Below are 25,947 nucleotides of genomic sequence, written 5' to 3' on the forward strand. Positions count from 1 at the left end.
AACGGACGAGGGGGCCCCGGGGCCCCCTCGTCGCGTCCGGGGTCGGCGAGCTCAGCCCAGCGCCTCCACCAGCTTCTCCCGGCGCCGGTCCAGGGCCGCGGCCGCGGCGGGCAGCAGGAGCAGGTGGGCGGTCAGCACCAGCCCGAAGAGCAGCGCCATGCCCGGCACCAGCAGCCGGGGCCAGGCCCAGGCCAGCAGGGCGTAGGCGCTGCCGAAGAGGCCGGCCCAGAAGGCCGAGGTGCCCATGCTCAGCAGGCCCAGGGCGATGGGCATGTTGTTGTTCTTGAGGCTGTCCATGGCCATGGGCCGTGGCGCCCAGGTGGAGGTCCACTGCCCCACGGCGGTCTGGGCCAGGAAGATGCAGCCCATGAGCAGCATGCCGCCCAGGAGCGGGGCGGGGCCCGCGTGGTCCAGGGCCAGCAGGAGGACCGCCAGCGTCAGGGCCTGGAGCCCCTGGTGGGCGGCCAGGCCCAGCAGCTTCCCCTTGAGCAGGTCCTCCGAGCCCACGGGCAGGAGCAGCAGGCCCTTCACGCCGTGCCGGTCCAGGCCGAACTGGTTGAACACGAAGTTGTTCGCCACCAGGGACAGGTAGGCGAAGGCCGCAGGCACGGTCCAGAGCGGGTTCGCCTTGAACTGGGCGAAGGGGCCCTTCAGCAGCACCACGGTCATGAGGGGCATGAGGAAGGCGAAGCGGCCCAGGTGGCTGCGCATGAGGGTCTGGAAGTGGAGCCGCCCGAGGCCCTCCGCGGGGTGGCGGAAGCTCCAGAGGCGGTCGGGGCCGCGGGTCTGCGGGGCCACCGACGTGCCGCTGGCTTCCCGCGCCATGATGCGGGCGCCCAGGACCATCACCAGGGCCAGCAGGCCCAGCGGGTAGAGGTGCAGGGCCAGGGCCGCGCCCCAGTTCCCTTCCTGGGCCTTCACCAGGCTCCGGGCGGTGGCGTGGGTGGGCAGGGCCTCCAGCACCCGGGCCGCGCCCCGGCCCAGGGCCTGGACCTTCTCGACCTGGGCGGCCTGGAGGGGCCGGGTGGGCGGGTTCCCTCCGCGCGTCGACAGGCCGGGGGACATCAGTGTGGAGCCCAGCCAGGCCAGGATGGCCAGCGCCGTCAGGGCCAGGCGGAGGCGCTTCACCAGGGCCGAGGCCAGACCGCCCACGAGCACCTGGAGGGCCAGCAGCATCAGCAGCGTCTCGAGGAAGACGAGGGGCACCAGCACCAGGGTCCGGGGCGCGGCCAGGCCGAGGCCCAGCATCAGCCCCGTCAGGGCGAGGCCCATCGTCAGCGGCAGCATGTCCGCTAGGCCCGCCGTCAGCTCGGCCAGGTAGAGGGTCCGCAGCCGCAGGGGGAAGCCCCGGTAGGCCTCCCAGGCGAGCTCCCGGGCGCCGCCCAGCACGCCGCCGATGAGGCCGCCGCCGAAGCCCAGGAAGGCGAGCAGGGCCCCCAAGATCGTGAGGACCACGGGCCGTTCGAGGCGGCTGCCCAGCAGCCAGCCCAGGGCGCCGCCGCCGAAGATCAGGCCCACCGCCGCGAGGAGGGCGAGGATCCCCACCACCAGGGCCAGGACCCAGGCGCCCTGCCGGCCCAGTTCCCGCGCGGAGCGGTTCCAGGTGGCCTGGCTGTGGGCCGCCAGCAGGGCGCGGAAGGGGCTCACAACCACGAGAGCGCCCCCTTCTGCGCGCCGCCCACGAGCCCGACGAAGAGCTGTTCCAGGCTCTCGCCGCCGCGGCGCAGCTCGTCCAGGGGGCCGAAGCCCTTGAGCCGGCCCTCGTCCAGGATGGCGATGAGGGGGCAGAGCTTCTCCACCACTTCGAGGATGTGGCTGGTGAGGACCAGCGTCACGCCGCTCTGCTGAAGGCTCTGGAGGATGTCCTTGATGGTGCGGCTGGTGACGGGGTCGATGCCTTCGAAGGGCTCGTCCAGGAACACGACCTGGGGCCCGTGGATCAGGGCCGCGCAGAGGGCCACCTTCTTCTTCATGCCGAAGCTGTAGTCCGCGATGAGGGTCTTGGGGCCGGGCGCCAGATCCAGGGTGTCGAAGAGCTCGGCCTGCCGCGCGTCGATGAGCGCGTCCGGCATCCCGTACATGCGACCCACGAAGCGCAGGTACTGCGGCCCGGTGAGCATGTCGAGCAGGGCCATGTCCTCGGGCATGGCGCCGATCTGGCGCTTCACCGCCAGGGGGTCCGCCTCGAGGTCCAGGCCCAGCACGCGAATGCGGCCGGCGGTGGGCTTCAGCAGGCCCGTGACCATCTTCAGCGTGGTGGACTTCCCGGCGCCGTTGCGGCCCAGGAGGCCCAGGAAGGCGCCAGGTTCGAGGGCCAGGCTGAGGTCTTCGACGGCCGTCTTGTCGCCGAAGCGCTTGGTGAGGGAGGCCAGTTCCAGGGCGGGCATCCTTCGAGGGTAGCAGTGGCGCCCGGAGGCTTCAGGGCCGGAGGGCCCGGTATACTGCGCGCCATGGCAGCCCCTGGAACCTCGATGTCGTCCCTGCTGGGCCTGGTGGCCGTGCTGGCGCTGTCCGCCTGCGCCAAGCCCGAGACCTCCGGCCTGTCCGCCGCCGCCACGGCGCCCCTGGGCGACCTCAACCTGGTGCGCGCCAAGATCCCGCCGATCCTCCTGGCGGCCCAGAAGGCCCCCTACGGACCGCCGGCGGACCCCAGCTGCGCAGGCCTGGTGGCGGAGGTGCAGCAGCTGGACGCGGCCCTGCCTCCGGACTTGGATGCCCCCCCGGCGGCGGATCCGAGCCTGGCCGACCGCGGCCGGGCCGAGGCGAGTGGCGCGGCCGTGGGTGCCCTGCGCCACACCACCGAGGGTCTCCTCCCCTTCCGGGGCTGGGTGCGGAAGCTGAGCGGGGCCGAACGCCACTCCAGGCTGGTGGCTGAGGCCGTCGCCGCGGGCCTGACCCGGCGGGCCTACCTCAAGGGGCTGGGACAGGCCCAGGGTTGCCCGCCGCCCGCGGCTCCCCGGCGCGCCGAACCGGCCCCGCTCCCCGAACCCACGCCCCCACCTTCACCCCAGTAGCCCAGGAGGAACCCATGGATCTCGGCATTCGCGGCAAGGTGGCCATGGTGGCGGCCGGCAGCAAGGGATTGGGCCGGGCCACGGCCCTGGCCCTGGCGGCCGAGGGCTGCGCCGTGTCGGTCTGCGGCCGGGGCGGCGAGGCCCTGGCCACGGTGAAGGCGGAGCTGGAGGCCCTGGGCGTGCCCGCCCTGGCCCTGGCCGCGGACGTGACGAAGGCCGAGGACCTGGCCCGCTGGCACCAGGCCACGGCCGTGGCCCTGGGCCCCGTGCAGATCCTCGTGACCAACACGGGCGGGCCCAAGGCCGCCGGATTCTCGGGGCTTTCCGATGACGACTGGGCCGCCGGGGTGGACTCCACGCTCATGAACGTGGTGCGCCTCTCGCGGCTCGTGCTGCCCGGCATGCGGGCGGCCAAGTGGGGGCGCATCGTCCACATCACCAGCCTGGTCGCCAAGCAGCCCACGCCCCTGCTCACCATCAGTTCGACGCTCCGGGCCGGCCTCTCTGGCCTCACCCGCACCCTGGCCCTGGAGACTGCCGCGGATGGGATCACGGTGAATGCCGTGCTGCCCGGCCATGTGATGACCGACCGTCAGGTCCACCTCGCCGAGGTGCGGTCCGCCGCCGAAGGCATCTCCATGGACGAGTACTACGCCCGCACGGCCGCCGCCATCCCCGCCGCCCGCCTCGGCGATCCCGGCGAGATCGGCGCCGTCATCGCCTTCCTCTGCGGAACCCCCGCAAGCTACCTCACCGGCCAGAGCCTGCTGGTGGATGGGGGGCTCGTGCAGGGCACGTTCTGACGCAGAATCGCCGGCCCGCGGCCGGCGATTCTGCGCAGGTGAGGAACCGTCAGCTCTTGATTCCGCTCACGGTCTGGAAGTAGTGCGCGAAGGCCGCGATGCCGCCGCTGGCCTGCTCCCAGTCGTAGTTCTCGTTGGGCGCGTGGTAGCCGTGGCTGGGGAGGCTGAGGCCGAGGAAGAACACCTCGCAGCCCAGGATGTCCTCCATGGTCTTCACGGCGCCGATGCTGCCGCCTTCGCGGGTGAAGGAGCAGGGGGCGTCGAAGGCGAAGCGGTAGGCGTCCTTGATGGCCTCGGCATAGGGGCCGGTGACGTGGCCCTTGAAGGGCGCCAGCCCGTGCTCCTCGTGGAACTGCACGTCAGGGAAGTGCTCGTTCACGAAGGCGCGGATGCGCTCGATGGTCTTCGCCTCGTCCATGTCCGGCACCAGGCGGCAGGAGAGCTTCACCTCGGCGCGGGGCGGCACGGCGCTCTTGATGCCGGGGCCCGTGTAGCCGCCCACGACGCCGTGGACTTCCATGGTGGGCCGGCCCCACACGCGCTTCATGACCTTGAGGGGATCCTCCGTGCGCATGCCGGTGATCATGTGGTCCTTCTTGAAGGTCTCCACGCTGAAGCCCGCGTGGGCCCACTCCTCCAGCTCCTGCTTGGAGGGCTTCACCACCTCGTCGTAGAAGCCGGGGACCTTCACCTTGCCCGTCTCGCCGTCCATCATGGCGGCGACCACCTTGATGAGCTCGGCCAGGGGGTTGCGGGCCGCGCCGCCCACCACGCCGCTGTGCAGGTCGTGGTCCGCGGTCTCCAGCGTGAGGCGGAAGCCCTTGAGGCCCCGCAGTCCGGCGGGGGTGCTGGGCTTGCCGCGGGTGATCCAGACCGTGTCGCTCACCACGATGGCGTCGGTCTTCAGGCGGTCCCGGTGGCGGTTCAGGCCGCCCTCGAAGCTGGGGGAGCCGATCTCCTCCTCGGTCTCCCACAGGAAGTGGATGTTGAGGGGCACGCCCGCCTGCCGGGCCGCCAGGGCGCCGAAGAAGGCCGTCACCGCCGGGCCCTTGTCGTCCGTGCTGCCGCGGCCCCGGTAGGTGTCGCCGTCCACCACGAAGGTGAAGGGCTCCGCCGTCCACTCGGGCTCATTGGCGGGCTGCACGTCCATGTGGTTGTAGACCGTGATGGTCGAGCAGCTGGGATCCTCCCCGAACCAGCCGTGGATGAGCGGATTGCCGCTGGTCTCCAGGATCTCGGCCTTCCCCCCGTGCCGCTCGAAGAGGGCCCGGGCCGCCTCGGCCACGCGGCGCACGTCGCCCTGGCGGGCCGGATCGGCGCTGATGGAGGGGATCTCCACCAGGGTCTTCAGCTCCGCTTCGAAGGCCGCACGGCTCGCGCTGGCGAACTGCCCCAGGGCTTCACGGGTGAGAAGGGACGGGTTCATAGACGCTCCGGAAAGGGTCAATCATCATCCCACATCCGGAAGTCTTGTCTATTAAGCGATCTAGGCGTCCTCGATGGCTCAGCCGGGATAGCCGCCGGCCATCTTCAGTCCGGTCCACTCCGGCAGTCCCAGGGCCAGGTTCAGGTTCTGCACGGCCTGGGCGGCCATGCCCTTGCCCAGGTTGTCCAGGGCGACCATGACGGCGCCGTGGCCGTGCCGGGCCGCCACCCCGATGTCCGCGAAGGCGCTGCCCGTGGTGGCCGCCACGCGGGGCGATCCGTCCACGATCCGGACGAAGAAGCGGCCCCGATAGAAGGCTTCGAAGTGGGCCTTGAGCGCGGCCGCATCCATCCCCGCGGGCAGCGGGAACTGAGCCGTGGCGAAGATCCCCCGCACCATGGGCGCGCTCTGCGGCACGAAGCTGAGGGGCGCCTCCCAGCCCTCCGCGGCCAGGGTGCGCAGCACCTCGGCCTCGTGCTGGTGGCTCAGCATCTTGTAGGCGCGGAAGTCGGTGGCCCGCGTCGGGTGGTGGGTGGTGTCGCTGGGCGCGGCGCCGGATCCGCTGGATCCCGTGGCGGCGGTGACGGCCACGAAGGCGGGCTTCCACGCGGCCAGCGGCAGCAGGGCCAGCTGCAGGGCCGTGGCGAAGCAGCCGGGATTGGCGATGCGGGTCGCGCCCTTCATGCGCTCGGGCTTCCAGTCCACCAGCCCGTAGACCCAGGCGGGATCCAGCCGGAAGTCCGTGGAGAGGTCGATGACCGTGATCCGGCCGGCGAGGCCCAGGCGCGCCCACTCCGTCTGGCATTCCGGCCACAGCTTCGCCAGCTCGCCGTGCGGCAGGGCGGAGAACACCACGGGGAAGGCGCTGTCGGCCAGGGCGGCCCAATCCGGAGCGGCCTCGAAGGCGCCGTCCACCAGGCCCCGCAGGTTCGGGTGCTGGGCGTGGAAGGGCTTGCCCGCGTGGGTCCGCGCGGTGCCGCGCAGGGACTTCACTGCCGGATGGTTCGCGAGCCACCGCAGCAGCTCGCCTCCACCGTAGCCGGAAGCGCCGAGGATGACGACGTCGACCTTGCTCATGCCCTGGCCGCGATCTTGGATTCGACCAGTCCCAGCACGAACTTGCCGAGGGCCTCGGCGTCGGCCCGGGCGTTGCGGGCGGGGAGGCCCAGGGTGGCCACGAACCGCTCGCCCACGCGGTTGTCCGTGGCGGGGCCGGCCACCAGATCCGTCTGGATGCCGAAGGCGGATTTCAGGTACTGGACACCGCCCGCCGCGCCCACGGGATCGTTGGCGCAGAGGAGGAAGGCGCCGCCCAGGGCTTGCAGGTCCGGGTCCGCGAGGATGGCCTGGACGCCGTACTCGCCCATGATGCCGTCCCCGGTCTCCGCCACGATGACGTCCACGCCGTGCGTGGCCAGCTCCGAGAAGATGATGCGCGACATGGTGGCGGCGCTGCCCGCGTCCGTGCAGACGCAGCCGGCGTCCGTGAAGTCCAGGGCGACTTCGGCGCCGTAGTCCCGCATGGCCAGGGCATCGCGCATGAGCGACACGCCCGTGAGCTTGCAGGCGCCCACGCGGTAGCCCGCGCGGCTGAGCTGGCGGATGGTGGCGCAGGCCGCGGCGGTCTTGCCCGCGTTCATGCAGGTGCCCGCCACATAGACCACGGGGCAGTGGGCGGAGAGGCCCGTGCCCTTGAGCGCGCCCATGCGGATGTGCGCCGGCTGGCCGGCCCGGGACTGGAACTCGGGGAACACCAGCACCTGGCCCAGCACTTCCAGCTCGAAGGGCTTGCCCACGTCCGGGTTGTGGGAGAGGCACTTGCCGAGGACGCCGCCCATGTTGAGGAGGTTCACCGTGTCGCCGGGCTTCAGGGACTCGGGCATGACGCCCTCATAGCCCTGGAGGGCGTTGCGGTGGCCCAGGGCGCCCACGAGGATGTCCCCGTCGTGCAGGGTGCTCATGCGCCCGTAGGGGTCCTCCAGCTGGTTGTAGGTGGTCTTCTCGCCCCGGATGCGGCAGGCGATGACCGAGCCCTCCTCCAGCAGGATCTCCGGCCCGAGGGTGAGGGTCCGGCTCAGCCGCAGGTTGCGGGTGACCGAGGCGAGCTTGTCGACGTGGATGCGCATGGGGGACCTCGAAATCAGTTCGACTTGGCCTTGAGGGTGAGGGTCTGCTGGACGCCGAAGACCTTCGCGAAGCCCGCCGCTTCGGCGCCGGTCCAGAGCTTGTTGGCTTCGCCGTAGGTGGCGATGCGGGGATCCATCAGGGAGTAGGGCGACTGGACGCCCTCCACCACGAAGGCCCGGGGGTGCAGGGTGAGGCGCACCTCGCCGGTCACGCGATCCTGGCTGGACGCCAGGAAGGCCTCCAGGTCCCGGGCCAGGGGATCGAAGAAGTGGCCCTCGTGGAGGAGCGAGCCGTAGAGGTTGCCGAGGCTCTCCTTCCAGAAGAGCTGCTTGCCGCTGAGCACCAGCTTCTCCAGCTCCCGGTGGGCGCCGATGAGCAGGTGCGCGGCCGGGGCCTCGAAGCCCACGCGGCCCTTGATGCCCAGGATGGTATCGCCCAGGTGCACGCCCCGGCCGAGGCCGTAGGGCCGGCCCACGGCATTGAGCTGGGCGACGAGGGTGACCGGATCCATGCTGTTGCCGTCCAGGGAGACGGGCACGCCCGCCTCGAAGCCGATGACCAGCGACTTGGGCGGCAGGCTGCCGATGACGCCACCGGGGAAGGCGGCCTCGGGCAGGGTGGTCCAGGGGTCGAGGGTCTCCCGGCCGCCCACGCTGGTGCCCCACATGCCCTCGTTGATGGAGTAGTCCTTGGTCTTGGGGGGGAAGATCACGCCGCGGTCGGCGCAGTAGGCCATCTCCTCGGCCCGGGAGAGGGCCAGGTCCCGGATGGGCGTGAGGATCTGGAGGTCCGGCGCCAGGGCCCGGAAGGCCACATCGAAGCGCACCTGGTCGTTGCCGGCGCCGGTGGAGCCGTGGGCGATGGCGGCGGCGCCCATGTCCTTGGCCAGCTCCGCCACGGCCCGGGCCTGGCAGACGCGTTCGGCCGACACCGACAGCGGGTACATCTGGCCCCGCAGCACATTGCCGTAGACCAGGTAGCGCAGGTAGCCGTCGAAGAGCCCGGCCCGGGCGTCCACCGTGGTGTGGCTCACGGCGCCCAGCTTGGGCGAGGCGGCCTCGATGCGGGCCAGCTCCTCCGGCGAAAAGCCCCCCGTGTTCACCGTGACCGTGGCCACGTCGTAGCCCTGCTCCTTGAGGTAGAGCACGCAGAAGGAGGTGTCGAGGCCGCCCGAGAAGGCGAGAACGGCGAGCTGGCTCATGGGAGACCTTTCAAGAGAGAAACATCAGGGGAGCCGTGCCTCAGTTCGCCCACAGCGCAGCCTCCGCCTGGGCATGGGCCTGCTGCCTGGCCTCGATCCAGCCGCGGGCGGCGGCGAGGTCGGCGGCGAGGGTGTCCAGGGCCAGGTTGCCGGCGCCGCCCAGGTGGGTGGCGGTGAGGGCCGCCCGGTCCGGGGCGAAGGTGCCGTCCTGGATCTGCTGGGCGACCTTGCGGTAGGCCTCGCGGAAGGGCATGCCGCCCTGCACGAGGACATAGGCCTGGTGGGCGGCGTAGAGCTCGTCGCTGGAGGCCGCGGCGGCCGCTTCGGCCTTCACCTGGAGGGCGGGCAGCAGGGGCCGCAGCACGGTGAAGAGGTCGTCGGCATGCCGCAGGGCGGTGATCAGCGGCTGCTTCAGCAGCTGGAAGTCCCGGTGGTAGCTGGAGGGCAGGCCCGAGGCGACCTGCTCCACGAGGCCGGCGGCGCCGCGCAGCTCGCGGCAGCGGCCGCGCGCGAGCTCCACCACATCCGGATTCTTCTTCTGGGGCATGATGCTCGACCCGGTGGTGAAGGCATCCGGCAGCTTGAGGAAGCCGAACTCCTCGGTGCTGTAGAGCGAGACATCCCACAGGAACTTCTCCAGCACCCCGCCCACGGAGGCGGCCCACTGGAGTACGGCGGTCTCGTGGCGGCCCCGGCTGTTCTGCACGTCGATGGGGCTGCGCTGGACCTTCGAGAAGCCCAGTAGCTTCGCGGTGAGTTCCCGGTCGATGGGCAGGGGCACGCCGAAACCGGCGGCGGAGCCCAGCGGGCAGCGGTCCAGGCGGCCGTACACGCCCTGCAGGGCCTCCAGTTCCTCCAGCAGGCCTTCGGCGAAGGCCGTGGCCCAGAGGCCGAAGGTGCTGGGCATGGCGCGGCGCAGGTGGGTGTAGCCCGGCAGGGGCGTGTCCTGGTGCGCCTTGGCGAAGGCCAGGAAGCCCTCGGCCAGGTCCGCCACCCGCAGGCCCAGGACCACCAGGGCGTTGCGGAGGTAGAGGCGCAGGGCCAGGATCACCTGGTCGTTGCGCGAACGGCCCAGATGGATGCGGCCGCCCACGGGGCCCAGGTTCCGCATGAGGTCGGCCTCGATGGCGGTGTGGCCGTCCTCCATGTGGGGCGGGATGGGGAAGGCGCCCTGCTTGGCCAGATTGGCGATGCGCCGAAGGCCGCGGACGAGCGAGACGGCGTCCGCCTCGGGGATGAGGCCCGTGGCGGCCAGCATCCGGGCGTGGGCGGCGCTGCCCAGGGCGTCCCAGGCCAGGAGGGCCAGGTCGGTCTCGGGGTCTTCGCCCACGGTGAAGCGGTGGATGGCCGCGTCGAGCGGGACATCCTTGGCCCAGAGGGTGGTGGCTTCAGGCCTCATGCGGCACCTGCATCTTGAAGAACGCGGGAACGAGCTTGGCATAGAAGTCCGCCCCCGCCTCGAGTTCCTGGATGGTCAGGTACTCGTTGGGGCTGTGGCTGCGGAAGGTGTCGCCGGGGCCCACCTTCACGGCCGGGATGCCGCCGAGGAAGGCCCAGTCCGAGGTGGTGCCCGAGCCCACGGGGCCCGCCTTCTTGGCGGCCTGGAGGGCGGCCCGGACGATGGCGTGGCCGGGATCCGTGCCTTTGGGGAGGTAGCGCTGGGAGTGGATGGCGACCTCGCTCTCCAGCTGCCGCTGGAAGTCGGCACACAGGGCGTCGTGGTCCTGGTCCGGGCCCGTGCGGAGGTCGATGAAGAACTCGCAGGCGTCCGGCACCTGGTTGCGGCGCAGGCCGCCGCTGATCTGCGTGACCTGGGCCTTCTGGCTGCCCAGGAGCGGGTGGGCCGGGAACTCCATGGCCGCGATCTTGGCGATGTCCCGGGCGGCCTTGTGGATGGCGTTCTCGGCGCCCAGCATCTGGGCATTGGCCACATGGCCGCTCTGGCCCCGGGCCGTGCACTTCAGCAGGAGCATGCCCCGCTGGGCCGCGCAGACGCGCAGGCCCGTGGGCTCGCCCACCACGGCGCCGTCCAGGGGGCCCAGCTGGTCGAGGATGGTGGCGATGCCCTGGCCGCCGGTCTCCTCCTCGGCGGTGAGGGCCACGACGACTTCGCCGTCGAGGGGCTGCGAGACCAGGTCGAACGCGGCGAGAAGGATGGCGGTCACGCAGCCCTTGGCATCGTTGGCGCCCAGGCCCTGGAGCCGCGAGCCGTGCCAGACCGGCGTGAAGGGGTCGCCCTCCCAGCCGCTGCTGGGAGGTACGGTGTCCAGGTGGGAGTTGAGCAGGAGCCGCGGTCCACCCTTCTTCCCGAAGGTGAACCAGAGGTTGTGGCCCTGGCGCTGGACCTCGAAACCCTGGGCGGAGACGAGGTTCTGCACCAGGTCCGCGAGGGGGCCCTCTTCGCCGGACACGCTGGGCGTGCCGACCAGGAGCGTGAGCAGCTCGGCTGGGCTCATGGCTTGGTCCCTGCGGTGGGCGCGGCGGCGCCCGACACGATCATCGTCCCGCTGCCCTCATTGGTGAAGATCTCCGCCAGCAGGGCGTCGGGGGCGATGCCGCTCACCAGGTGGGCGCTGAACACGCCGCCCTGGAGGGCCGCCCTCACCGCCGCCACCTTGGGGCGCATGCCGCCGCTGATGACGCCCTTGGCCTCGAAGGCGGCGAGCTCCTCCAGGGTGGCGTGGGGGATCAGCGAGGAGGACTTGGCCACATCCTTCAGCAGGCCCGGCACCGACAGCAGGAAGAACAGCTTCTCGGCGTGCAGGGCCTCGGCCAGGCTGGCGGCGATGGTGTCGGCATTGGTGTTGTAGATGGCGCCGTCCTCTCCGCCGGAGAGCGGCGCCACCACAGGCACGAAGCCGCCGTCCAGCAGGTGGCTCAGCACGTGGGGATCCACGGTGTCGATGTCGCCCACCAGGCCGAAATCCACCAGCTGGGGCTCGGTGGCGCCGTCCGGCACGACGGGCACCGGCGGCCGCTTGGTGGCCTTGAGCAGGCCGGCGTCCAGCCCCGTGAGGCCCACGGCGGGCACGCCCGCGGCCTGCAGCTCCGCCAGCAGGTCCATGTGCACCTGGCCCGCGAAGACCATCTTGGCGGCGTCCAGCACCTCGGGACTCGTCACCCGCCGCCCCGCCACCTTCTGCACAGGGATGTTCATGGCCTCGCAGACGGCGTCCAGCTCGGCACCGCCGCCATGCACCACCACCACCTTGATGGAGAAGGACCACAGCAGGGCGATCTGCTCGCAGAGGGCCTTGCGGATCTTGGGCTCGGCGATGACTTCGCCGCCCACCTTCACCACGAAGGTCTTGCCGCGGAACAGGCGGACATACCGGGAGGCTTCCTTGAGGGCGGCGTAGGGATTGGGGGAGAGCGGCATCAGTGACTCCAGGATCGGACGGAAGGTCAATCGTTCAGAAGGTGATCGATGGTGGCCCGCTGCACGTGGAAGCGGTTCTCGGCCTCGTCCACCACGCGGCTCCAGGGACCGTCGAGGACGCTGTCGTGGACCTCCAGGTTCCGGCGCACGGGGAGGCAGTGGGTGAAGATCGCCTCCTTGGCGGCCTTCTGCATGTGGGCGGCGGTGGGCATCCAGGCGCCCAGGTCGGCCATGGGCGCGGCCTCCAGGCCCGACGTCGTGGAGGGGCCCCAGGCCTTGGCGTAGACGGCCGCACTGCCCTCCAGGGCGGCATCCTGGTCCGTGGTGTAGACGACCTTCCCACCGGTGGCCGCCGCGTACTTCTCGGCCTCGGCCCGGACTTCCGGCGCCAGCTCGTAGCCCTTGGGGTGGGCCACGCGGATCTCCGCACCGCAGGCCGCGGCGGTCAGCAGGAAGGAGTTGGGCACGGCCTTGGGCAGGGGCTTCATGTGGGGCGCCCAGGTGAGGGTCACGGGCACCTTGGTGCTGCCATGGGCCTCCTGGATGGTGAGCAGGTCCGCCAGGCCCTGGTGGGGATGCTCCCGGGCGCTCTCCATGCTCAGCACGGGCACGGTGGAGAAGCGCCGGAAGGCGTTGATGACGGGATCCAGCTCATCGATGGCGTCCCCATCGCCGTGGGAGAAGGTCCGCACCGCCAGGGCGTCCACGTAGCGGCCCAGCACGGGCACGCCCTCGCGCACGTGCTCGGCGCGGTCCTGGTCCATCACGGCGCCGTCCCGGTCCTCCAGCTTCCAGGTGCCGGCGCCCACTTCGAGCACGATGGCGTGGCCGCCGTGGCGCAGCATGGCCGCCTCGAAGCTGGCCCGGGTGCGCAGGCTGGGGTTGAAGAAGACCATGCCCAGGATGCGGTCCGCGAAGATGGCGCCGGGGCGCTGCTTCTTCCAGGCGGCGGCCTTGGCCAGGATCTGCTGGACGCCCTCGGGGCCCAGGTCGGCGATGCGGGTGAAGTGCTTCATGTCGGCTCCCGGAGTCAGGGCTTGGCGAAGGCGTGGATGGCGGCGACGAGGGCGGTGAGGGCGGCGTCGCTGACATTGAGGGGCGGCATGAGGCGCAGCACCTGGGGATCGCCGGAGCCGCCCAGGAGGATGTGCTGCGCCATGAGGTGCTTCTTGAGGGCGGCGGCGTGGGGTGTGCGGAGGCCTAGGAGGAGGCCCTCGCCCTGGATGGCCTCGACGACCGATCCCTTCAATTCCTTCCGGAGTCGCGCCGCGGCTTCGGAAGCCTGTGTCATCAGCCCCTCCGATTCGATGACGTCCACCGTGGCGAGCAGGGCCGCGCAGGCCAGGGGGCCGCCGCCGAAGGTGCTGCCGAGGTCGCCGCCCTTGAGCTTCGAGGCCACGGCGGCGGTCATGAGCAGGGCGCCCATGGGCACGCCGGAGGCCAGGCCCTTGGCGGAGGTCATGAGGTCGGGCCGCACGCCGTAGAACTGGGAGGCGAAGGGCGTGCCCAGGCGGCCCATGCCCGTCTGGATCTCGTCGAAGATGAGCAGGGTGCCGGTGGCGTCGCACTTGGCGCGCAGGGCCTGGAACCACTCCTTCGAGGCGGTCTTGATGCCGGCCATGCTCTGGATGGGCTCGAGGATGACGCCGGCCACGCCCGAGAAGTCCGCCGCGTCGAGGGCCGCGAGGTCGCCGAAGGGCAGGCGCAGGCAGGGGGTGAGGCTGTCCGCGAAGGGCTGGGTGATCTTGGGATCGTCCGTCACGGAGAGGGCGAGCGTGGTCCGGCCGTGCCAGCCGCCCTCGAAGGCGCCGAGCGTCTTCCGGCCCGTGAGCAGCAGCGCCACCTTCAGGGCGTTCTCGTTGGCCTCGGCCCCGCTGTTGCAGAAGAAGACCGAGTCCATGCCGGAGAAGGCCGTGATCGTCGCGGCGGCGGCATCCCGCACGGGCAGGGCCGCGGCGGCGGAGTAGAAGAGCAGCGAGGCGGCCTGGTCCGCCACGGCCTTCACCACCTTGGGGTGGCTGTGGCCCGTGGCGCACACGCAGTGGCCCCCGTAGAAGTCCCACCAGGCCTGGCCGCGGTCGTCGAAGACCCGGTCGCCTTCGCCCTTCACCAACGGGAAGGGGTAGGGGGCGTAGGTGGGCAGCAGGGCGGGAACGGCGGGCGTGGAAGGCATGCGGGAATCCTGTGCATATGCGCGCATGGGGATGCATAACCATGCAATCGTTTGCATAATATGCACAGATCGAATGCTTGGAAGCAAGAACTATTTCACGACTTTTGCGGAACGGCCGTGTGATTGGCTTGCGAATTCATGCAATTTCATGCAACATCCATGCATGGACTTGGATCAGCTCATCCTCCGGCTGCTGGAGGCCCACCCCATCGCGGATCAGACCGACCTGCTGGAGCGGCTGTCCGCCGAAGGCCACGAACTCACCCAGTCCACCCTGTCCCGACGCCTCAAGCGCCTGGGGGTGCAGAAGGTCCAGGGGCGCTACCGCCGGGTGGAGGGCTCCGCCCAGATCCTGCCCGACATCACCATCACCGAGGCGCCGCCCAACCTGCTGGTCCTGCGCACGGCCCCGGGGTTTGCCCAGGCCCTGGGCCTCAGCCTCGATGCCGACCCGATCCCGGGCCAGGTGGGCACCCTCGCCGGGGACGACACGGTGTTCGTGGCGGTCCTGCCCGAGCGCCTGGCCGAGGTGAAGGCGCACCTGGCGCGGATGGCGGCGGGGAGGTAGGGTCTCCGGGTGCCAGCCTGTAGACTTACCTGGTACCCGCCAGGAGCCCCTCATGGACCGTTTCGGTAGTTCGAAGCTGCGCATCGGCTGGACCCTGGTCTGCCTGTTCTTCGCCGGGCTGATGCTCATGGGGGTCCGGGGCCAGCAGGGCGCGGAGGGCTCGCAGATCGTCGTCTTCGGCACCCAGGTGCCCCTGGGCGCGGATTCGCTGCGGGACTACGCCCTGGGCAGCCTCCAGGGGGTCATGTACTGGCTGGTGTCGCTCGTGGTGCTGTTGGGGGCCTTCGGGCCCGTGAGCCAGTGGACGGCCGCCGCGGCCCGGGGCGAGCGGCTCAAAGGCTTCTTCGCCGGCACGGGCCTGGGCTTCGCCCATGGACTCTTCCTCTCCCAGGTGGCGCTGATCCCCGTGTGGGCGCTGAGCTGGCGCCTCGTCGGCCAGGCCTGGCCCCCGGAGCTGCTGCGGGCGGACCTGCACGGCCTCCTGCTGGGCCTCCAGATGCTGCTGTGGGCGGTGCTGCTGTCGCGCCTGCTGAAGTCCAGCGCCGGCCTGGCGCTGCTGCTCACCCTGCTGCTCCGGGAGCTGGGGCCGCGCCTGAGCTTCTTCCTGGACTTCGGGCAGGACCTGGGCTGGAGCGCGGGGCAGGTGAAGGTGCTGGAGGTCTTCGTCCGCCTGCTGCCCATGGCCCAGCTGCCCTCGGATCCCTTCTCGCCGCTGGCCCTGCCGCTGTCGATCGGCGGGCCCCTGGTGCTGGGGGCCCTGGCGATGCTGCTTCCCACGGGTGGTGGTCGGAAGTAGCCGGTGCGCCGCGGCCTGGGCTTCCTCCTCCCGGTGATCCTCCTGGGCCAGTCGGCCCAGGATCCGGGCGAACTCCGCCAGAAACTCGCGGCCATCCAGGGGCGCCTGGGCCAGGTGGACCAGCAGCTCGCGGCCCTGAAGAAGCGGCGCAAAGGCGTGCTGGTGGACCTCCAGGGCATTTCCCTGCAACGGGACCGGGCGAAGGCCCAGGTGGAGGGCGCCCGGTTGCGGCGGGACCAGGCCCAGAGCGAGGTCCAGGTCATCGGCCGCGAGCAGGCCCGCATCCAGGGCGAAGTGCTGAAGCTCCAGGCCGACCTCCGCCGGCAGGTGCGCTGGATGCAGGCACTGGGTCCCTGGGGCGACTTCGGCCTCTACGCCACCTTCAAGGATCTGGACGCCTGGCTGGAGCGGGGCCGCGTGCTGGCCTGGGCGCGGCTGCAGGAGCGGAAGCGCCTCGACCAGATCCACCGCCTCCAGGGCGATCTCGCCACCAAGGAGAAGGCCCTGAAGGAGGTGCTCGCGCGGCTGGCCAGCGAGGAGCGGGACGCTGCCCAGCTCCAGGCTGCGCTGCGCCTCCAGGAGGAGAAGCTCAACGGGTTCCTGGACGGCCTCCAGAAGGATGAGTCCGCCCAGAAGCAGGTGCAGGCGGAGCTGGCGGAAGAGGCGGTGCAGCTCGAGCGCCTCCTGGCCGGCCTGCTGGTCCAGCCCAAGGGCGAGGTCTTCGAGGCCGCCGTGGGGTTCGCGACGCTGCATGGGAGCCTGCCGCAGCCCGTCGACGGAACGCTGGCCCAGGGGTTCGGTGAGCACCTGCACCCGCGCTTCCACACCAAGACGGTGCAGAGCGGCCTGCTCATCGCGGCCGCCACGGGCGCGCCCGTCGCGGCGGTGGCGGATGGCAAGGTGGTCTACGCGGACTACTACCAGAGCTACGGACCCATGGTGATCCTCGAGCATGGCGGCGGCTGGTTCACCCTCTACACCCACCTGCTGGGGCTCCAGGTGGCCAAGGGCCAGGTGCTCAAGGCGGGTGAGGCCGTGGGCGCCGTGGGCGACACCGTGGACGGCCCCCGCCTCGGCTTCGAGATCCGCCACCAGGCCCAGCCCCAGGATCCGCAGAAGTGGCTGAAGAATCGGTATCGCTAGGCTGAGAAAGCGGATCCCCGGCTCTGCCGTGGATCTGCGCGGGGGCCCGGGGGTGTTCGCGCAGCGAAGCGGAGCGTGCCCATCAGATCCCGGCGACGCATGCGTCGCCGGGGGAACCCCCGAAGGATATTCAGCGCACCACGTTGCTGGCGTTGAAGAGCGGCACGTAGATGGCCAGCAGGAGGGCGAGGACGACCACGCCCATGAAGAGGATCAGGATGGGGCCGATGAGGCTGGTGACGGCCGTGGTGGCCTTCTCCACTTCCTGATCGAAGAAGTCGGCCACGTGGTCGAGCATTTCGGGCAGGGCGCTGCTCTGCTCGCCCACGCGCACCATCTCGACGGCCAGGGGGTCCAGGATCTTCGCCTGTTCCAGGGCCAGGTGCAGGCTGCTGCCGGCGCGCACCTTCTCCGTGACGGTGGTCAGGCCCCCCTTCATGCGCTCGCTGGGGCTGGTCCGCTGCACGACCTCGAGGGCCTGGACCACGGGCAGGCCGCCGGACAGCAGCACGCCCAGGGTGCGCGAGAAGACGCTGGAGTGGTACATGCGGTAGAGGGTGCCGACCTTGGGCACCGTCAGCAGCAGGCGCTCGGCCAGCTTGCGGCCGGCCTCGGAAGCCGCCATCCAGCGGGCGAGGACGCCGAGGCCGACGAGGACGAGGCCCTGGAGCCAGATCGTGGAGCTGACCACCTTGCCCATGCCCAGCAGGATCCGCGTGAACAGGGGCATCTCGATGTCGCCGCCGGCGTAGAACTCCGCGAAGCGGGGCAGCACCACGTTGAAGATCACGCCGAGGGCGAGGATCAGCACCATCACCAGGAAGGCGGGATAGAAGAGGGCTTCGATGATGCGGCGGCGGCTGGTCTGGGCGAATTTCTGGAAGGACAGCCAGCGGGCCAGCACGTCGGGGAGGGTGCCGCTGCGTTCACCCGCCACGACATTGCTGCGGTAGATCGCCGGGAAGGTTCCGGCCTGTTCCATGGCATCCGAAAAGGACATGCCCTCGCGCACCAGCTCCACCACCTGGCCCAGGCTGCGGCGCAGCTGGGGATCCTTGCCGTGGCCCACCAGCAGTTCCAGGGACTGCAGCAGGGGGATGCCGGCCTTGAGCAGGGCCAGCAGCTCCTGGTTGAAGAGCACCAGGGATTCGGTCTTCAGCTGCGCCCGGCTGCTGAAGGCCGTGTCGGTGCGGGTGATCTCCAGGGGGAACCCGCCTTCGGCCAGGACTCGGGTCCGCAGCGCCTCGACACTCTCCGCCTCGAAGTCGCGAACGAGGACCTCGCCGTTGGAATGGGTGAGCCGGACTGTGAATCGCATGGGCACCTGGAAGCTTGAGGATAACGGGAAAGGGGGCCCGGAGGCTGGAGGCTCCCCGCGCAACCGGTTAGCCTCGGGGGTGCCCCCGGAGGCTCCGTGCCACGACGCCCGCTGTTCCTGCTGCCTGTCCTGACCCTCGCCCTGGCGGCCCAGGCCCCCCCGGCGGCCCCTCTGCGCAGCGGCGTGCCGGAGCCCGCGGTCCTGGACCTGCGGACGGAGGACGGGGCCCGGCTGGTGCCGAAAGACAACCGGGATGCGGCCCAGGTGGAAGCGGCCCGGCAGCGCTGGGCGCCCCTGGTGGCGGGCCTGAAGGGCGCCCCGGCCGTGCGGCTGCTCCTGCCTGCCGGCGAGACGCGGCTCCCCCTCCTGCTGGCGGCGGCCCAGGCCCTGAAGGCCCAGTCACCGGACCAGCGGCTCTACGTGGCCTTCGATCCCCAGGCCGCGCCCCTATTGGATGAAACAGCCTGGGGCGCCGTGGACGGCGGGGCCCTGGTGCCGGCGGACCTGAACCTGGATCCCGCCCAATGGCGGGGCCAGCTCACCCGGGCCCAGGATGCCTTCCCCGGGCGGCCCTGGACCCTCTGGCTGCCCTCGGATCCCGGCCCCCTGGTGTCGACGCTCCTGGGCGATGGCGGGCGGGTGGTGGTACCCGCCGGCGGTCCCGGGGCCCGGCTGGCGGAGGCGCTCCCCGCGGGCTTCACCGAGGTCGAGGGCGGCCTGGGCGACCTGACCCTGCGGAACCGGGCCGGGGCCATGCGGCGCTGGACCTTCGCGGGGGGCGTCTGGTCCTCGGTGCCCCTGCCCAAGGACCGGACCGAGGTGGCCGTGAGCGCCGCCGAGGCCTATGACGTGGGTGCCCTGCTGGCCAGGGTGCGGGCGGCCCAGCTGCGCTCCCGGGCCGCGGCCCGCACCGTGCAGGCCAAGGCGGAACTGGATCTGCACCTGCAGGCTCCCACGGGACGCGGGGGGGATCTGGGCTTCAGCTTCGGCTACTTCGAGCAGGCCGGCGAGTGGCCGGAGCTGCTCCAGAAGGCGGTCCGCTTCAACGGGGTGACCGCCAAGCTGGATGGCGAGGTGCAGCTGCCCCTCATCGAAAGCCGCCAGTCCATGTCACTGCCCGTGGCCCTGGGCCTGACCGAACGCTACCGCTACCGGGACGGCGGCCCCGCGGGGCCGGGTCGGCGCCGGCTGAGCTTCGAGCCGGTGGATGCGGATCCGCTGCTGTACTCCGGGGACCTGGAGGTGGAGGAGGCCACCGGGCGGATCCTGGTGGAGCACCGGGAGCGCACGAACCTGCCCGGCACCGTGAAGAGCGAGCGGGAGATCCTCACCTACGGCCAGGCGACGCCGGACCTTTGGCGGCCCGTCGCGGTGCAGACCTTCGAGCGCTGGGTGAGCGCGGGCGGCGTGGTGCAGGTGCAGCGGCGCTTCACCTACCGCGACTTCCAGGTCAATGGCGAGGGCTTCGAGGCCAGTCGCGCCGCGGCGCGGGAGTCCGGGTCCACCATGCTCAAGGTGACGCCGGAAGGGGCCCGCTACTTCACGAAGCAGGGGGACGGCACCCGGAAGATCGAGGAGAAGGCGAAGAGCAGCGGCCGGGCCCTGGCGGGCGTGGTGCTGGTGGATCCGGGCCTCACCCCCCCGGTGGCGCCCCTGGGCGGCCTCCTCTACTTCGACTACGACGCCTTCGGCAAGGGTGTGCAGCTGAACGCCCTCACGGCCATCCTCTTCAACACCGCCAGCCTGGCCATCCCCCGGGGCCTGGGCAGCTTCGACGTGAGCGCCGACGCCACCACCCTGCTGCTGAGGACCACGGAGCGCCCCGTGGTGAACGGGCGCCTGTCCGATCAGGATGGCGTGGGCCGCCGCTTCGGGAAGGCGGGGGTGGAGTTGGGTCGGGATCTGGGCCTGGGCTTCCGCCTGGAGGGCCGCGGGGACTTCCAGTACGACGACTATGGGGAAGGGGACGACAAGTACCGCACCCCCGGGTACCAGCTGCCGCCCTCGGGGCTGACGCGCATCGGCACCCTCCAGGGCTCCTGGCTGTTCCGGGGCTTCCAGGTCCGGGCCTACCACGGGTGGGGGCGCCGTCCGGAGGGCACCTACGGCCTGGCTTCGGCGCCCCAGGAGGTTCCGGAAGGCGGCGACTTCCGCCGCTGGGGCGGCAGCCTGGGCCTGGATCGGGAGGTGACTCCGGGGTTCTGGCTCCACGGCGAGGCGGGCTGGGCCTCGGGCCGGGCCTTCGACCGCTTCAACGCGCTGGATGTGGGGGGCATGGGCGGTGCGGTGCGGATCGCGGGCATCCGGTCCCACGCCATCACGGCCGACCGGCTGGCCTACGGCAAGGCTGCCCTCGCCATCCCCACCGGTCCGAACCTGCGCCTGTCCCTCAGCCTCGAGTACGCCCGCGCCCGCAGCCTGGATGACCAGAAGACCTATGGGATGAGCGGCGCCGGCATCACAGGCGACCTGCCGGGCTTCTGGCTCTTCACGGCCGTGCGCGTGGACCTGGGCGTGGGCCTGCAGAGCGACATCGCGGGGGTCCGGACCGTGAATGGGTACGTGGCCCTCCTCCGGGTTTTCTAGAGGGCTTAGACCTAAAGATCTATATCTTTAATTGATTGGGTTTAAGTGTAAATTTTGGGATTGCGGAGGAACCCTTCCGGGGCCATGATGGCTGTCCTGATGCCTTTCCCGTGGCACGGGTTCGGAGGTGAACATGCAGAGATGGCGCACACCCTTCCTGTGGCTGGCCGGTCTGGGGCTGGCCCTCATGACGGCCTGCAGCGGATCGAGTTCCGGCGGGGGCAGCGGAACCATGAACGTGCATCTGGTGGACGGACCCATTGCCGGCTACCAGGAGATCAACGTCAACATCCAGACCGTGGAGATCGCCAGCGATGGCGGCTGGATCACCCTCGGCACGCCCAACAAGACGATCAACCTGTTGAGCCTCGTGGGCGGTGTGGACGAGACGCTGGTTGCGGGCGCCACCCTGCCGGCGGGCCACTACGGGCAGATGCGGCTCGTCCTCGGTTCGGGGAACACCGTGAAGCTGTCGGACGGCACCGTGGAGCCCCTGAAGGTGCCTTCGGGCATGCAGAGTGGCATCAAGCTGATCGTGAACTTCGATGTGGCCGCGGGTACCACGAAGGATGTGTGGATCGACTTCGATGCGGCCCACTCCATCCAGGTCGTGCAGGCCGGGGCTTCGGGCCAGTACCTCCTCAGGCCGACGATCTGGGCCTTTGACAAGCTCGTCACGGGTTCCATCCACGGCGTGCTGACCGACGCCGCGACCTCCACGGGTCTGCCGGGCGCCACGGTCTATGCCGAGGTCCTGGACGGTTCCGGGAACGCCCGGATTTCCCGCAGCACCGTGACGGACGCCACCGGCGCCTACACCCTGGACCTGCTCCCCGTGGGTGCGACCTACTATGTGGTGAGCCAGCCCCTCACCGGCACGACCCCGAAGGCCTATGACGCCAAGGCCAGCGAGGCCTTCGCCCTGACCGCCACGACCCCCGTGTTCACCTACAGCGCGGCCTTCACCGCCAACGCCTCCACGGGCGGTGTGTCCGGCGGCCTCACGCCGCTGGCCACCAGCAGCCAGAGCGACCAGGTGAACCTGCTCCAGTCGCTGGTCACCTCTTCGGGGACGTTCAGCTTCATCGTGCGCACGACGATGGCGGTCGTGGGCACCACGGAGACCTACGGCTTCACCACCGTCCCGGTGGGAACCTACGGCGTCCAGGCCGTGCGGAGCACCCTGAACCTGGATGGGACCACCACCACGACCACCTCGACCGTCCAGCCGGCCACTGTGACCGCGAGCACGACGGCCACCGTGAACCTGGGGCTCTAGCCTCACCGGTTCGAGGTCCGGAGGCCCTGGCGACGGGGCTTCCGGACCTTGGTCTGCCCCGTGGCCAGCGGGCAAGAGGTTCGCATCTGCTTTGAAGACGGGGCTGGGTTGGGAGTAGCATGGGCCCAACCGATCCCGGCCCATCTGATGACGAGCCCCCTTCCAGGGTGGCCCCAGCCAAAACCTGAGCCGCCGGGCTCGCTATCTGAACCCGGAGCGTGCAGATGCTGGATGTGGCCTTGGTCCTCGCGTCCTCTGGATGCTGGTTCGCCGGGGCCCTGCTGTCCGCCTTCTCCCGGCCGCCGGAGCGCTTGGCCACCGGCCTCGGCCTTCTCGGCAGCCTCCTGGCTCTGGGCGCGTCGATCCACCTCCTGCTGGGAGGGCCCACCTCCTGGGTGGTGTTCCAGGCCTGGGGCCTGCCGGCCCGCCTGGAGGTGGATGCCCTCTCCGCCGCCTTCCTGCTGCCCCTGCACCTGGTCGGCGGCCTCGGCCTGATCTACGGGCGGCGCTACTGGCCGGCCCAGCTGCCCTGGGGTTCGGGGCGCTCCCTGCGCTTCTTCTACGGCCTGCTGGTGGCGGCCATGACGCTGCTCTTCCTGGCCCGGCACGGGCTGGTGTTCCTGGTGGCCTGGGAGCTGATGGCCGTATCCGCCTTCTTCCTGGTGGGCACCGACCACGAGAAGCCCGAGGTCCGGCGCGCCAGCTGGGTCTACCTGGCCTGCACCCACACGGGCACGCTGCTCCTCACGGCCATGGTGATCCTCATGGCCCAGCGGATGGGGGGGCTCCAGTGGACGGTCCTTCCGGTTTCCACCTCGCCCTGGTTCGAGGGCGGCATCCTCCTCCTGGCCCTGGTGGGCTTCGGCTTCAAGGCGGGCGTGCTGCCCCTGCACTTCTGGCTGCCGTCCGCCCATGCCAGCGCCCCCAGCCATGTCTCGGCCATCCTCTCGGCGGTGATGCTCAAGACGGGCATCTACGGCATCCTCCGCGTGTCGTGCCTGCTGCCCGCCATCCCCCGGGGGGTGGGCGGGACGCTCCTGGCCCTGGGCGCCCTCACGGCGGTGTACGGCGTGGGGAATGCGCTGGCCCAGCGGGACTACAAGCGCCTCCTGGCCTACTCCAGCATCGAGAACCTGGGGATCATCCTCATGGGCGTGGGCCTGGGCTGGACGGGCCGGGCCACCCACGATCCCTGGCTCATGGCCCTGGGCTTCGGCGGGGCCCTCTTCCACATCTGGAACCACTCGCTCTTCAAGAGCCTCCTGTTCTACGGGGCCGGGGCCATCCTGCACGCCACGGGCACCCGGGACATGGAGGCGCTGGGGGGGCTGGGCCGGAGGATGCCCCGCACGGCGCTGCTGGTCTTCCCCGCCGTGCTGGCGGTGACGGCCCTCCCGCCCTTCAACGCCTTCCTCAGCGAGTGGTTCCTCTACCGGGGCCTCTTCACCTCCCTCGCCCACGGCTATCCCTGGTCCGCGGCCCTGGGCCTCGTGGCCCTGGCCCTGGCCGGGGGCCTGGCGGCGGTGGCCTTCGCCCGGTTCTTCGGCACCCTGTTCCTGGGCTCGCCCCGGAGCGAGGCCGCCGAGCATGCCCATGATCCCGCCGGCTCCATGCTCCTGCCCATGGCCGTCCTGGCCGGGCTCTGCCTGGCCGTGGGCCTGGGCGCCTTCCTGCTCCTGCCCCTCCTGGATCGCGCGGTCGCCGTGCTGGCGCCCGGAACCCCGGCTCTGCTCGCCCGGGGCCTGCAGGGGGACCTGCGGCTGCTCGCGGGCCTGGAGCTCGTGTTCCTGCTGCTCGTCGCAGCGGGCCTCGCCTGGCTGCGCCGCCCCGAAGCGGTCGCCGCGGCGTCCGGACCCCAGGACCTTCCGACCTGGGGCTGCGGGTATGCGGTCCCCGTGCCCCGGGCCCAGTACACCGGCAGTTCCTTTGCGGACGCCTGGGCGCCGGTCCAGCCGGGCCTGCGGGCCCGGAGGCCGCACCTCCGGGGGCTCTTCCCGGGCGGGGCCTCCTTCCGCCAGGCCTTCAAGGAACCCGTCGGAGAAGTCTTTCTGGAACCGCGGGTGGCCCGGGTGGCGGAACGGCTGCTCCGGTTCCGGCGCTTCCAGCAGGGCCACCTGCCGGTCTATCTCCTCTATGTGCTGCTGACCCTCCTGGGCACCTTCCTCTGGATGCTGCTGAGAGAGAGGCTGCTGGGATGAGCCTCTACCTCCTCGCGCTCCTGGCTGCGGCGGTCTCCGGAGTGCCGGGACTGTTCCTGCGGCGGAGAGGGGGGGAGGTGGCGACGGGACTGCTGGGTCTGGCCGCCCTCCTGGGCCTGACGGCCTCTTTCCGCGTGCTCGCCGGAGGCTCCGGCGGAACCCTCGCGCTGCGCACGGCGGCGCTGGGCGCTCCGGGGCTCCTCGTGTTCGATCCGCTGGCGGCCTTCTTCGCCATCCCAGTGCTCGTGCTGGCCTTCTGCGGCAGCCTCTACGGCCTGGGCTATTGGGAGAGCCGCCGAGGCAACACGCCGGCCCTGCGCCTGGTCTTCGGGTGGCTGACGGCTTCTCTGGTGATGCTGGTGGCGGCCTCGCACGCGCTGACCTTCCTCCTGGCCTGGGAAGGCATGGCCATCGCCGCCTTCCTGCTGGTGATGGCGGAGGACCGCGAGGCCGAGACCCGCCGGGCCGGCTGGATCTACCTGGTCGCCACCCACACGGGCACCCTGATCCTGATCGCAGCCTTCGCATTGCTGGCCAGGACCACGGGCCAGTACGGGTTCACCGCGCTGCCCGCCGGGCTGGCCGCCAGCCGCGGGGGGACGATCCTCTTCGTGCTGTTCCTGCTGGGCTTCGGCTTCAAGGCGGGCATCCTGCCGCTGCACTTCTGGCTGCCGCCGGCCCACGCCGCCGCCCCCAGCCACGTCTCGGCGCTGATGTCGGGGGTGCTGCTCAAGATGGGCATCCTGGGGATCGCGCGTCTCCTCTCCTGGGTGCCGGACCCGCCGCTCTGGTGGGGCGGGACGCTGGTGGCGCTGGGTGTTTTGTCGGGCCTCCTCGGCGTGGCCTTCGCCCTGGGCCAGCACGACCTGAAGCGCCTGCTCGCCTACCACTCCATCGAGAACATCGGGATCATCCTGCTGGGCCTCGGCCTCGGCACCCTCGGCAAGAGCCAGGGGAACCCCGTGCTGCAGACGCTGGGGTACGCCGGGGCGCTGCTTCATGTGGTGAACCACAGCCTCTTCAAGGGGCTGCTGTTCCTGTCGGCGGGCTCGGTGCTGCACGCCACGGGCACCCGCGACTTGGAACGGCTGGGGGGCCTGGGGCAGCGCATGCCCTGGACTGCCGCGGCCTTCCTGGCGGGCTCCTGGGCCATCTGCGGCCTGCCTCCCCTCAACGGCTTCGTGAGCGAATGGCTGATCTATGTGGGGGCCTTCCGGGGATTGGGCCTCGGGCGGCAGGCCTGGCCCGTGGTGATCCTCCTGTCCCTGGCCCTCATCGGGGCCCTGGCCCTGGCCTGCTTCGCCAAGGCGTTCGGGGCCGTCTTCCTGGGACTGCCGAGGACGGAGGCGGGAGCCCGGGCCCAGGAGGCGCCCCGCGTGATGCTCCTGCCCATGGGGCTGCTGGCCCTGGCCTGCCTGGCCATCGGCGTGGCGCCCCTGTTCCTGATGCCCGCCCTGGGCCGCGTGGTGGACACCCTCGGCCCGGCGGGCGGGTCAGGCCTGCCCTCCTTGCCCGGCTTGGGCGCGATCTCGGGGATGGCCCTCGCCCTGGGACTCCTGGCGCTCCTGCTCTGGCGCTGGCTCCGGCCCGGTTCCCGGGAAGACGGCCTGCCCACCTGGGACTGCGGCTACGCAACCCCGGATGCGCGCATGCAGTACACGGCCTCGTCCTTCGCGGACGGCCTGGTCCGGGGCCTCCGCTGGGCCCTGTGGCCCGTGGTGCACCGCCCCAAGGTGTCGGGCTGGTTCCCGCGTCCGGCGCGATACGAAGGCCATGTGCCCGATCCGGTCCTCGACCGGGCCGCGGCCCCCGGCCTGCGGTTCGGCGTGCGGGGCGCCGCTCTGCTCCGCGTGGCCCAGGGCGGGGCGCTGCCCGTCTACCTGCTCTACGTCCTGCTCACCCTGCTGGTACTCCTGGTCTGGATGGTGGCCTGAGA

The 25,947-nt window shown here is 71.2% G+C and carries 21 protein-coding genes; 9 read left to right on the forward strand and 12 right to left on the reverse strand.

Going from position 1 to position 25,947, the window contains the following annotated elements:
- Positions 1–51 precede the first annotated feature (51 nt).
- On the reverse strand, positions 52–1,653 hold the full coding sequence (locus MLE43_RS08495) for a hypothetical protein (RefSeq protein WP_243303216.1): 1,602 nt from the start codon (positions 1,651–1,653) through the stop codon (positions 52–54).
- The gene (locus MLE43_RS08500; protein ID WP_243303217.1) at positions 1,644–2,387 is read right to left on the reverse strand and encodes an ABC transporter ATP-binding protein; all 744 of its coding nucleotides are present in this window, start codon (positions 2,385–2,387) and stop codon (positions 1,644–1,646) included. The genes MLE43_RS08495 and MLE43_RS08500 overlap by 10 nt, the downstream gene beginning before the upstream one ends.
- A gap of 84 nt (positions 2,388–2,471) precedes the next feature.
- On the opposite strand from MLE43_RS08500, the gene MLE43_RS08505 reads away from it, so the two are divergent.
- Positions 2,472–3,014, forward strand: a complete 543-nt coding sequence (locus MLE43_RS08505; RefSeq protein WP_243303218.1) for a hypothetical protein — start codon at positions 2,472–2,474, stop codon at positions 3,012–3,014.
- A gap of 14 nt (positions 3,015–3,028) precedes the next feature.
- Complete coding sequence (locus tag MLE43_RS08510) at positions 3,029–3,817, forward strand: SDR family oxidoreductase (protein ID WP_243303219.1); 789 nt, start codon at positions 3,029–3,031, stop codon at positions 3,815–3,817.
- Positions 3,818–3,866: 49 nt separating this feature from the next.
- On the opposite strand, the gene MLE43_RS08515 is transcribed toward MLE43_RS08510, so the two are convergent.
- The 9 genes from MLE43_RS08515 to MLE43_RS08555 all read right to left on the reverse strand — a co-directional run bounded on the left by MLE43_RS08515 (position 3,867) and on the right by MLE43_RS08555 (position 14,123).
- Positions 3,867–5,243 carry a M20/M25/M40 family metallo-hydrolase gene (locus tag MLE43_RS08515; RefSeq protein WP_243303220.1) on the reverse strand — a complete coding sequence of 459 codons (1,377 nt, stop codon included), beginning with the start codon at positions 5,241–5,243 and terminating at the stop codon, positions 3,867–3,869.
- Positions 5,244–5,321: 78 nt separating this feature from the next.
- Positions 5,322–6,320, reverse strand: a complete 999-nt coding sequence (argC, locus tag MLE43_RS08520; RefSeq protein WP_243303221.1) for an N-acetyl-gamma-glutamyl-phosphate reductase — start codon at positions 6,318–6,320, stop codon at positions 5,322–5,324.
- Entirely contained in the window at positions 6,317–7,369 is a 1,053-nt protein-coding gene (locus MLE43_RS08525; RefSeq protein WP_243303222.1) for a hypothetical protein, read from the reverse strand. The genes argC and MLE43_RS08525 overlap by 4 nt, the downstream gene beginning before the upstream one ends.
- A 14-nt stretch (positions 7,370–7,383) precedes the next feature.
- The gene (argG, locus tag MLE43_RS08530) at positions 7,384–8,571 is read right to left on the reverse strand and encodes an argininosuccinate synthase (protein WP_243303223.1); all 1,188 of its coding nucleotides are present in this window, start codon (positions 8,569–8,571) and stop codon (positions 7,384–7,386) included.
- 40 nt (positions 8,572–8,611) lie between these two features.
- Positions 8,612–9,970 (reverse strand): argininosuccinate lyase, encoded by a 1,359-nt coding sequence (gene argH, locus MLE43_RS08535; RefSeq protein WP_243303224.1) that lies wholly within the window; start codon positions 9,968–9,970, stop codon positions 8,612–8,614.
- Positions 9,960–11,027: a M20/M25/M40 family metallo-hydrolase gene (locus MLE43_RS08540; RefSeq protein ID WP_243303225.1), complete on the reverse strand. Its 1,068-nt coding sequence runs from the start codon at positions 11,025–11,027 to the stop codon at positions 9,960–9,962. Before MLE43_RS08540 ends, argH begins: the two co-directional genes overlap by 11 nt.
- Entirely contained in the window at positions 11,024–11,950 is a 927-nt protein-coding gene (gene argB / locus MLE43_RS08545) for an acetylglutamate kinase (protein WP_243303226.1), read from the reverse strand. The genes MLE43_RS08540 and argB overlap by 4 nt, the downstream gene beginning before the upstream one ends.
- A gap of 26 nt (positions 11,951–11,976) precedes the next feature.
- Positions 11,977–12,966, reverse strand: coding sequence for an N-acetylornithine carbamoyltransferase (locus MLE43_RS08550; protein WP_243303227.1), 990 nt, complete (start codon positions 12,964–12,966; stop codon positions 11,977–11,979).
- Between the two features lie 14 nt (positions 12,967–12,980).
- Complete coding sequence (locus MLE43_RS08555) at positions 12,981–14,123, reverse strand: aspartate aminotransferase family protein (RefSeq protein ID WP_243303229.1); 1,143 nt, start codon at positions 14,121–14,123, stop codon at positions 12,981–12,983.
- Positions 14,124–14,271: 148 nt separating this feature from the next.
- Here MLE43_RS08555 and MLE43_RS08560 point away from each other — a divergent pair, with 148 nt between their 5' ends.
- Genes MLE43_RS08560 through MLE43_RS08570 form a run of 3 tightly spaced genes read left to right on the forward strand, consistent with a single transcriptional unit; the run spans position 14,272 to position 16,630 of the window.
- Positions 14,272–14,691, forward strand: a complete 420-nt coding sequence (locus MLE43_RS08560) for an arginine repressor (protein ID WP_243303231.1) — start codon at positions 14,272–14,274, stop codon at positions 14,689–14,691.
- A 52-nt stretch (positions 14,692–14,743) separates the two neighbouring features.
- A complete protein-coding gene (locus MLE43_RS08565; RefSeq protein ID WP_243303234.1) occupies positions 14,744–15,487 on the forward strand; it encodes a hypothetical protein in 744 nt (247 codons plus the stop codon).
- Positions 15,488–15,490: 3 nt separating this feature from the next.
- Complete coding sequence (locus tag MLE43_RS08570) at positions 15,491–16,630, forward strand: murein hydrolase activator EnvC family protein (RefSeq protein ID WP_243303236.1); 1,140 nt, start codon at positions 15,491–15,493, stop codon at positions 16,628–16,630.
- Positions 16,631–16,760: 130 nt separating this feature from the next.
- Here the strand turns inward: MLE43_RS08570 and MLE43_RS08575 are convergent, their stop codons facing one another.
- Entirely contained in the window at positions 16,761–17,948 is a 1,188-nt protein-coding gene (locus MLE43_RS08575) for a type II secretion system F family protein (RefSeq protein WP_243303237.1), read from the reverse strand.
- A gap of 96 nt (positions 17,949–18,044) precedes the next feature.
- On the opposite strand from MLE43_RS08575, the gene MLE43_RS08580 reads away from it, so the two are divergent.
- The 4 genes from MLE43_RS08580 (at position 18,045) to MLE43_RS08595 (ending at position 25,945) form a co-directional block, all read left to right on the forward strand.
- Entirely contained in the window at positions 18,045–20,534 is a 2,490-nt protein-coding gene (locus tag MLE43_RS08580) for a hypothetical protein (RefSeq protein ID WP_243303239.1), read from the forward strand.
- A gap of 133 nt (positions 20,535–20,667) precedes the next feature.
- Entirely contained in the window at positions 20,668–21,813 is a 1,146-nt protein-coding gene (locus MLE43_RS08585; protein ID WP_243303241.1) for a DUF4382 domain-containing protein, read from the forward strand.
- Between the two features lie 224 nt (positions 21,814–22,037).
- A complete protein-coding gene (locus tag MLE43_RS08590; protein ID WP_243303242.1) occupies positions 22,038–24,011 on the forward strand; it encodes a proton-conducting transporter transmembrane domain-containing protein in 1,974 nt (657 codons plus the stop codon).
- Positions 24,008–25,945, forward strand: coding sequence for a proton-conducting transporter transmembrane domain-containing protein (locus MLE43_RS08595; RefSeq protein WP_243303243.1), 1,938 nt, complete (start codon positions 24,008–24,010; stop codon positions 25,943–25,945). Before MLE43_RS08590 ends, MLE43_RS08595 begins: the two co-directional genes overlap by 4 nt.
- Positions 25,946–25,947: the final 2 nt, after the last annotated feature.

The sequence above is a fragment of the Geothrix oryzisoli genome (assembly GCF_022808865.1).
Lineage (GTDB): Bacteria > Acidobacteriota > Holophagae > Holophagales > Holophagaceae > Geothrix > Geothrix oryzisoli.

Excerpts from the sequence above, each read along its gene's own strand:
- MLE43_RS08500 (WP_243303217.1), bottom strand. The coding sequence starts at position 2,387 with ATGCCCGCCCTGGAACTGGCCTCCCTCACCAAGCGCTTCGGCGACAAG.
- MLE43_RS08505 (WP_243303218.1), top strand. The coding sequence starts at position 2,472 with ATGTCGTCCCTGCTGGGCCTGGTGGCCGTGCTGGCGCTGTCCGCCTGC.
- MLE43_RS08510 (WP_243303219.1), top strand. The coding sequence starts at position 3,029 with ATGGATCTCGGCATTCGCGGCAAGGTGGCCATGGTGGCGGCCGGCAGC.
- MLE43_RS08515 (WP_243303220.1), bottom strand. The coding sequence starts at position 5,243 with ATGAACCCGTCCCTTCTCACCCGTGAAGCCCTGGGGCAGTTCGCCAGC.
- argC (WP_243303221.1), bottom strand. The coding sequence starts at position 6,320 with ATGAGCAAGGTCGACGTCGTCATCCTCGGCGCTTCCGGCTACGGTGGA.
- MLE43_RS08525 (WP_243303222.1), bottom strand. The coding sequence starts at position 7,369 with ATGCGCATCCACGTCGACAAGCTCGCCTCGGTCACCCGCAACCTGCGG.
- argG (WP_243303223.1), bottom strand. The coding sequence starts at position 8,571 with ATGAGCCAGCTCGCCGTTCTCGCCTTCTCGGGCGGCCTCGACACCTCC.
- argH (WP_243303224.1), bottom strand. The coding sequence starts at position 9,970 with ATGAGGCCTGAAGCCACCACCCTCTGGGCCAAGGATGTCCCGCTCGAC.
- MLE43_RS08540 (WP_243303225.1), bottom strand. The coding sequence starts at position 11,027 with ATGAGCCCAGCCGAGCTGCTCACGCTCCTGGTCGGCACGCCCAGCGTG.
- argB (WP_243303226.1), bottom strand. The coding sequence starts at position 11,950 with ATGCCGCTCTCCCCCAATCCCTACGCCGCCCTCAAGGAAGCCTCCCGG.
- MLE43_RS08550 (WP_243303227.1), bottom strand. The coding sequence starts at position 12,966 with ATGAAGCACTTCACCCGCATCGCCGACCTGGGCCCCGAGGGCGTCCAG.
- MLE43_RS08555 (WP_243303229.1), bottom strand. The coding sequence starts at position 14,123 with ATGCCTTCCACGCCCGCCGTTCCCGCCCTGCTGCCCACCTACGCCCCC.
- MLE43_RS08560 (WP_243303231.1), top strand. The coding sequence starts at position 14,272 with ATGCAACATCCATGCATGGACTTGGATCAGCTCATCCTCCGGCTGCTG.
- MLE43_RS08565 (WP_243303234.1), top strand. The coding sequence starts at position 14,744 with ATGGACCGTTTCGGTAGTTCGAAGCTGCGCATCGGCTGGACCCTGGTC.
- MLE43_RS08575 (WP_243303237.1), bottom strand. The coding sequence starts at position 17,948 with ATGCGATTCACAGTCCGGCTCACCCATTCCAACGGCGAGGTCCTCGTT.
- MLE43_RS08585 (WP_243303241.1), top strand. The coding sequence starts at position 20,668 with ATGCAGAGATGGCGCACACCCTTCCTGTGGCTGGCCGGTCTGGGGCTG.
- MLE43_RS08590 (WP_243303242.1), top strand. The coding sequence starts at position 22,038 with ATGCTGGATGTGGCCTTGGTCCTCGCGTCCTCTGGATGCTGGTTCGCC.
- MLE43_RS08595 (WP_243303243.1), top strand. The coding sequence starts at position 24,008 with ATGAGCCTCTACCTCCTCGCGCTCCTGGCTGCGGCGGTCTCCGGAGTG.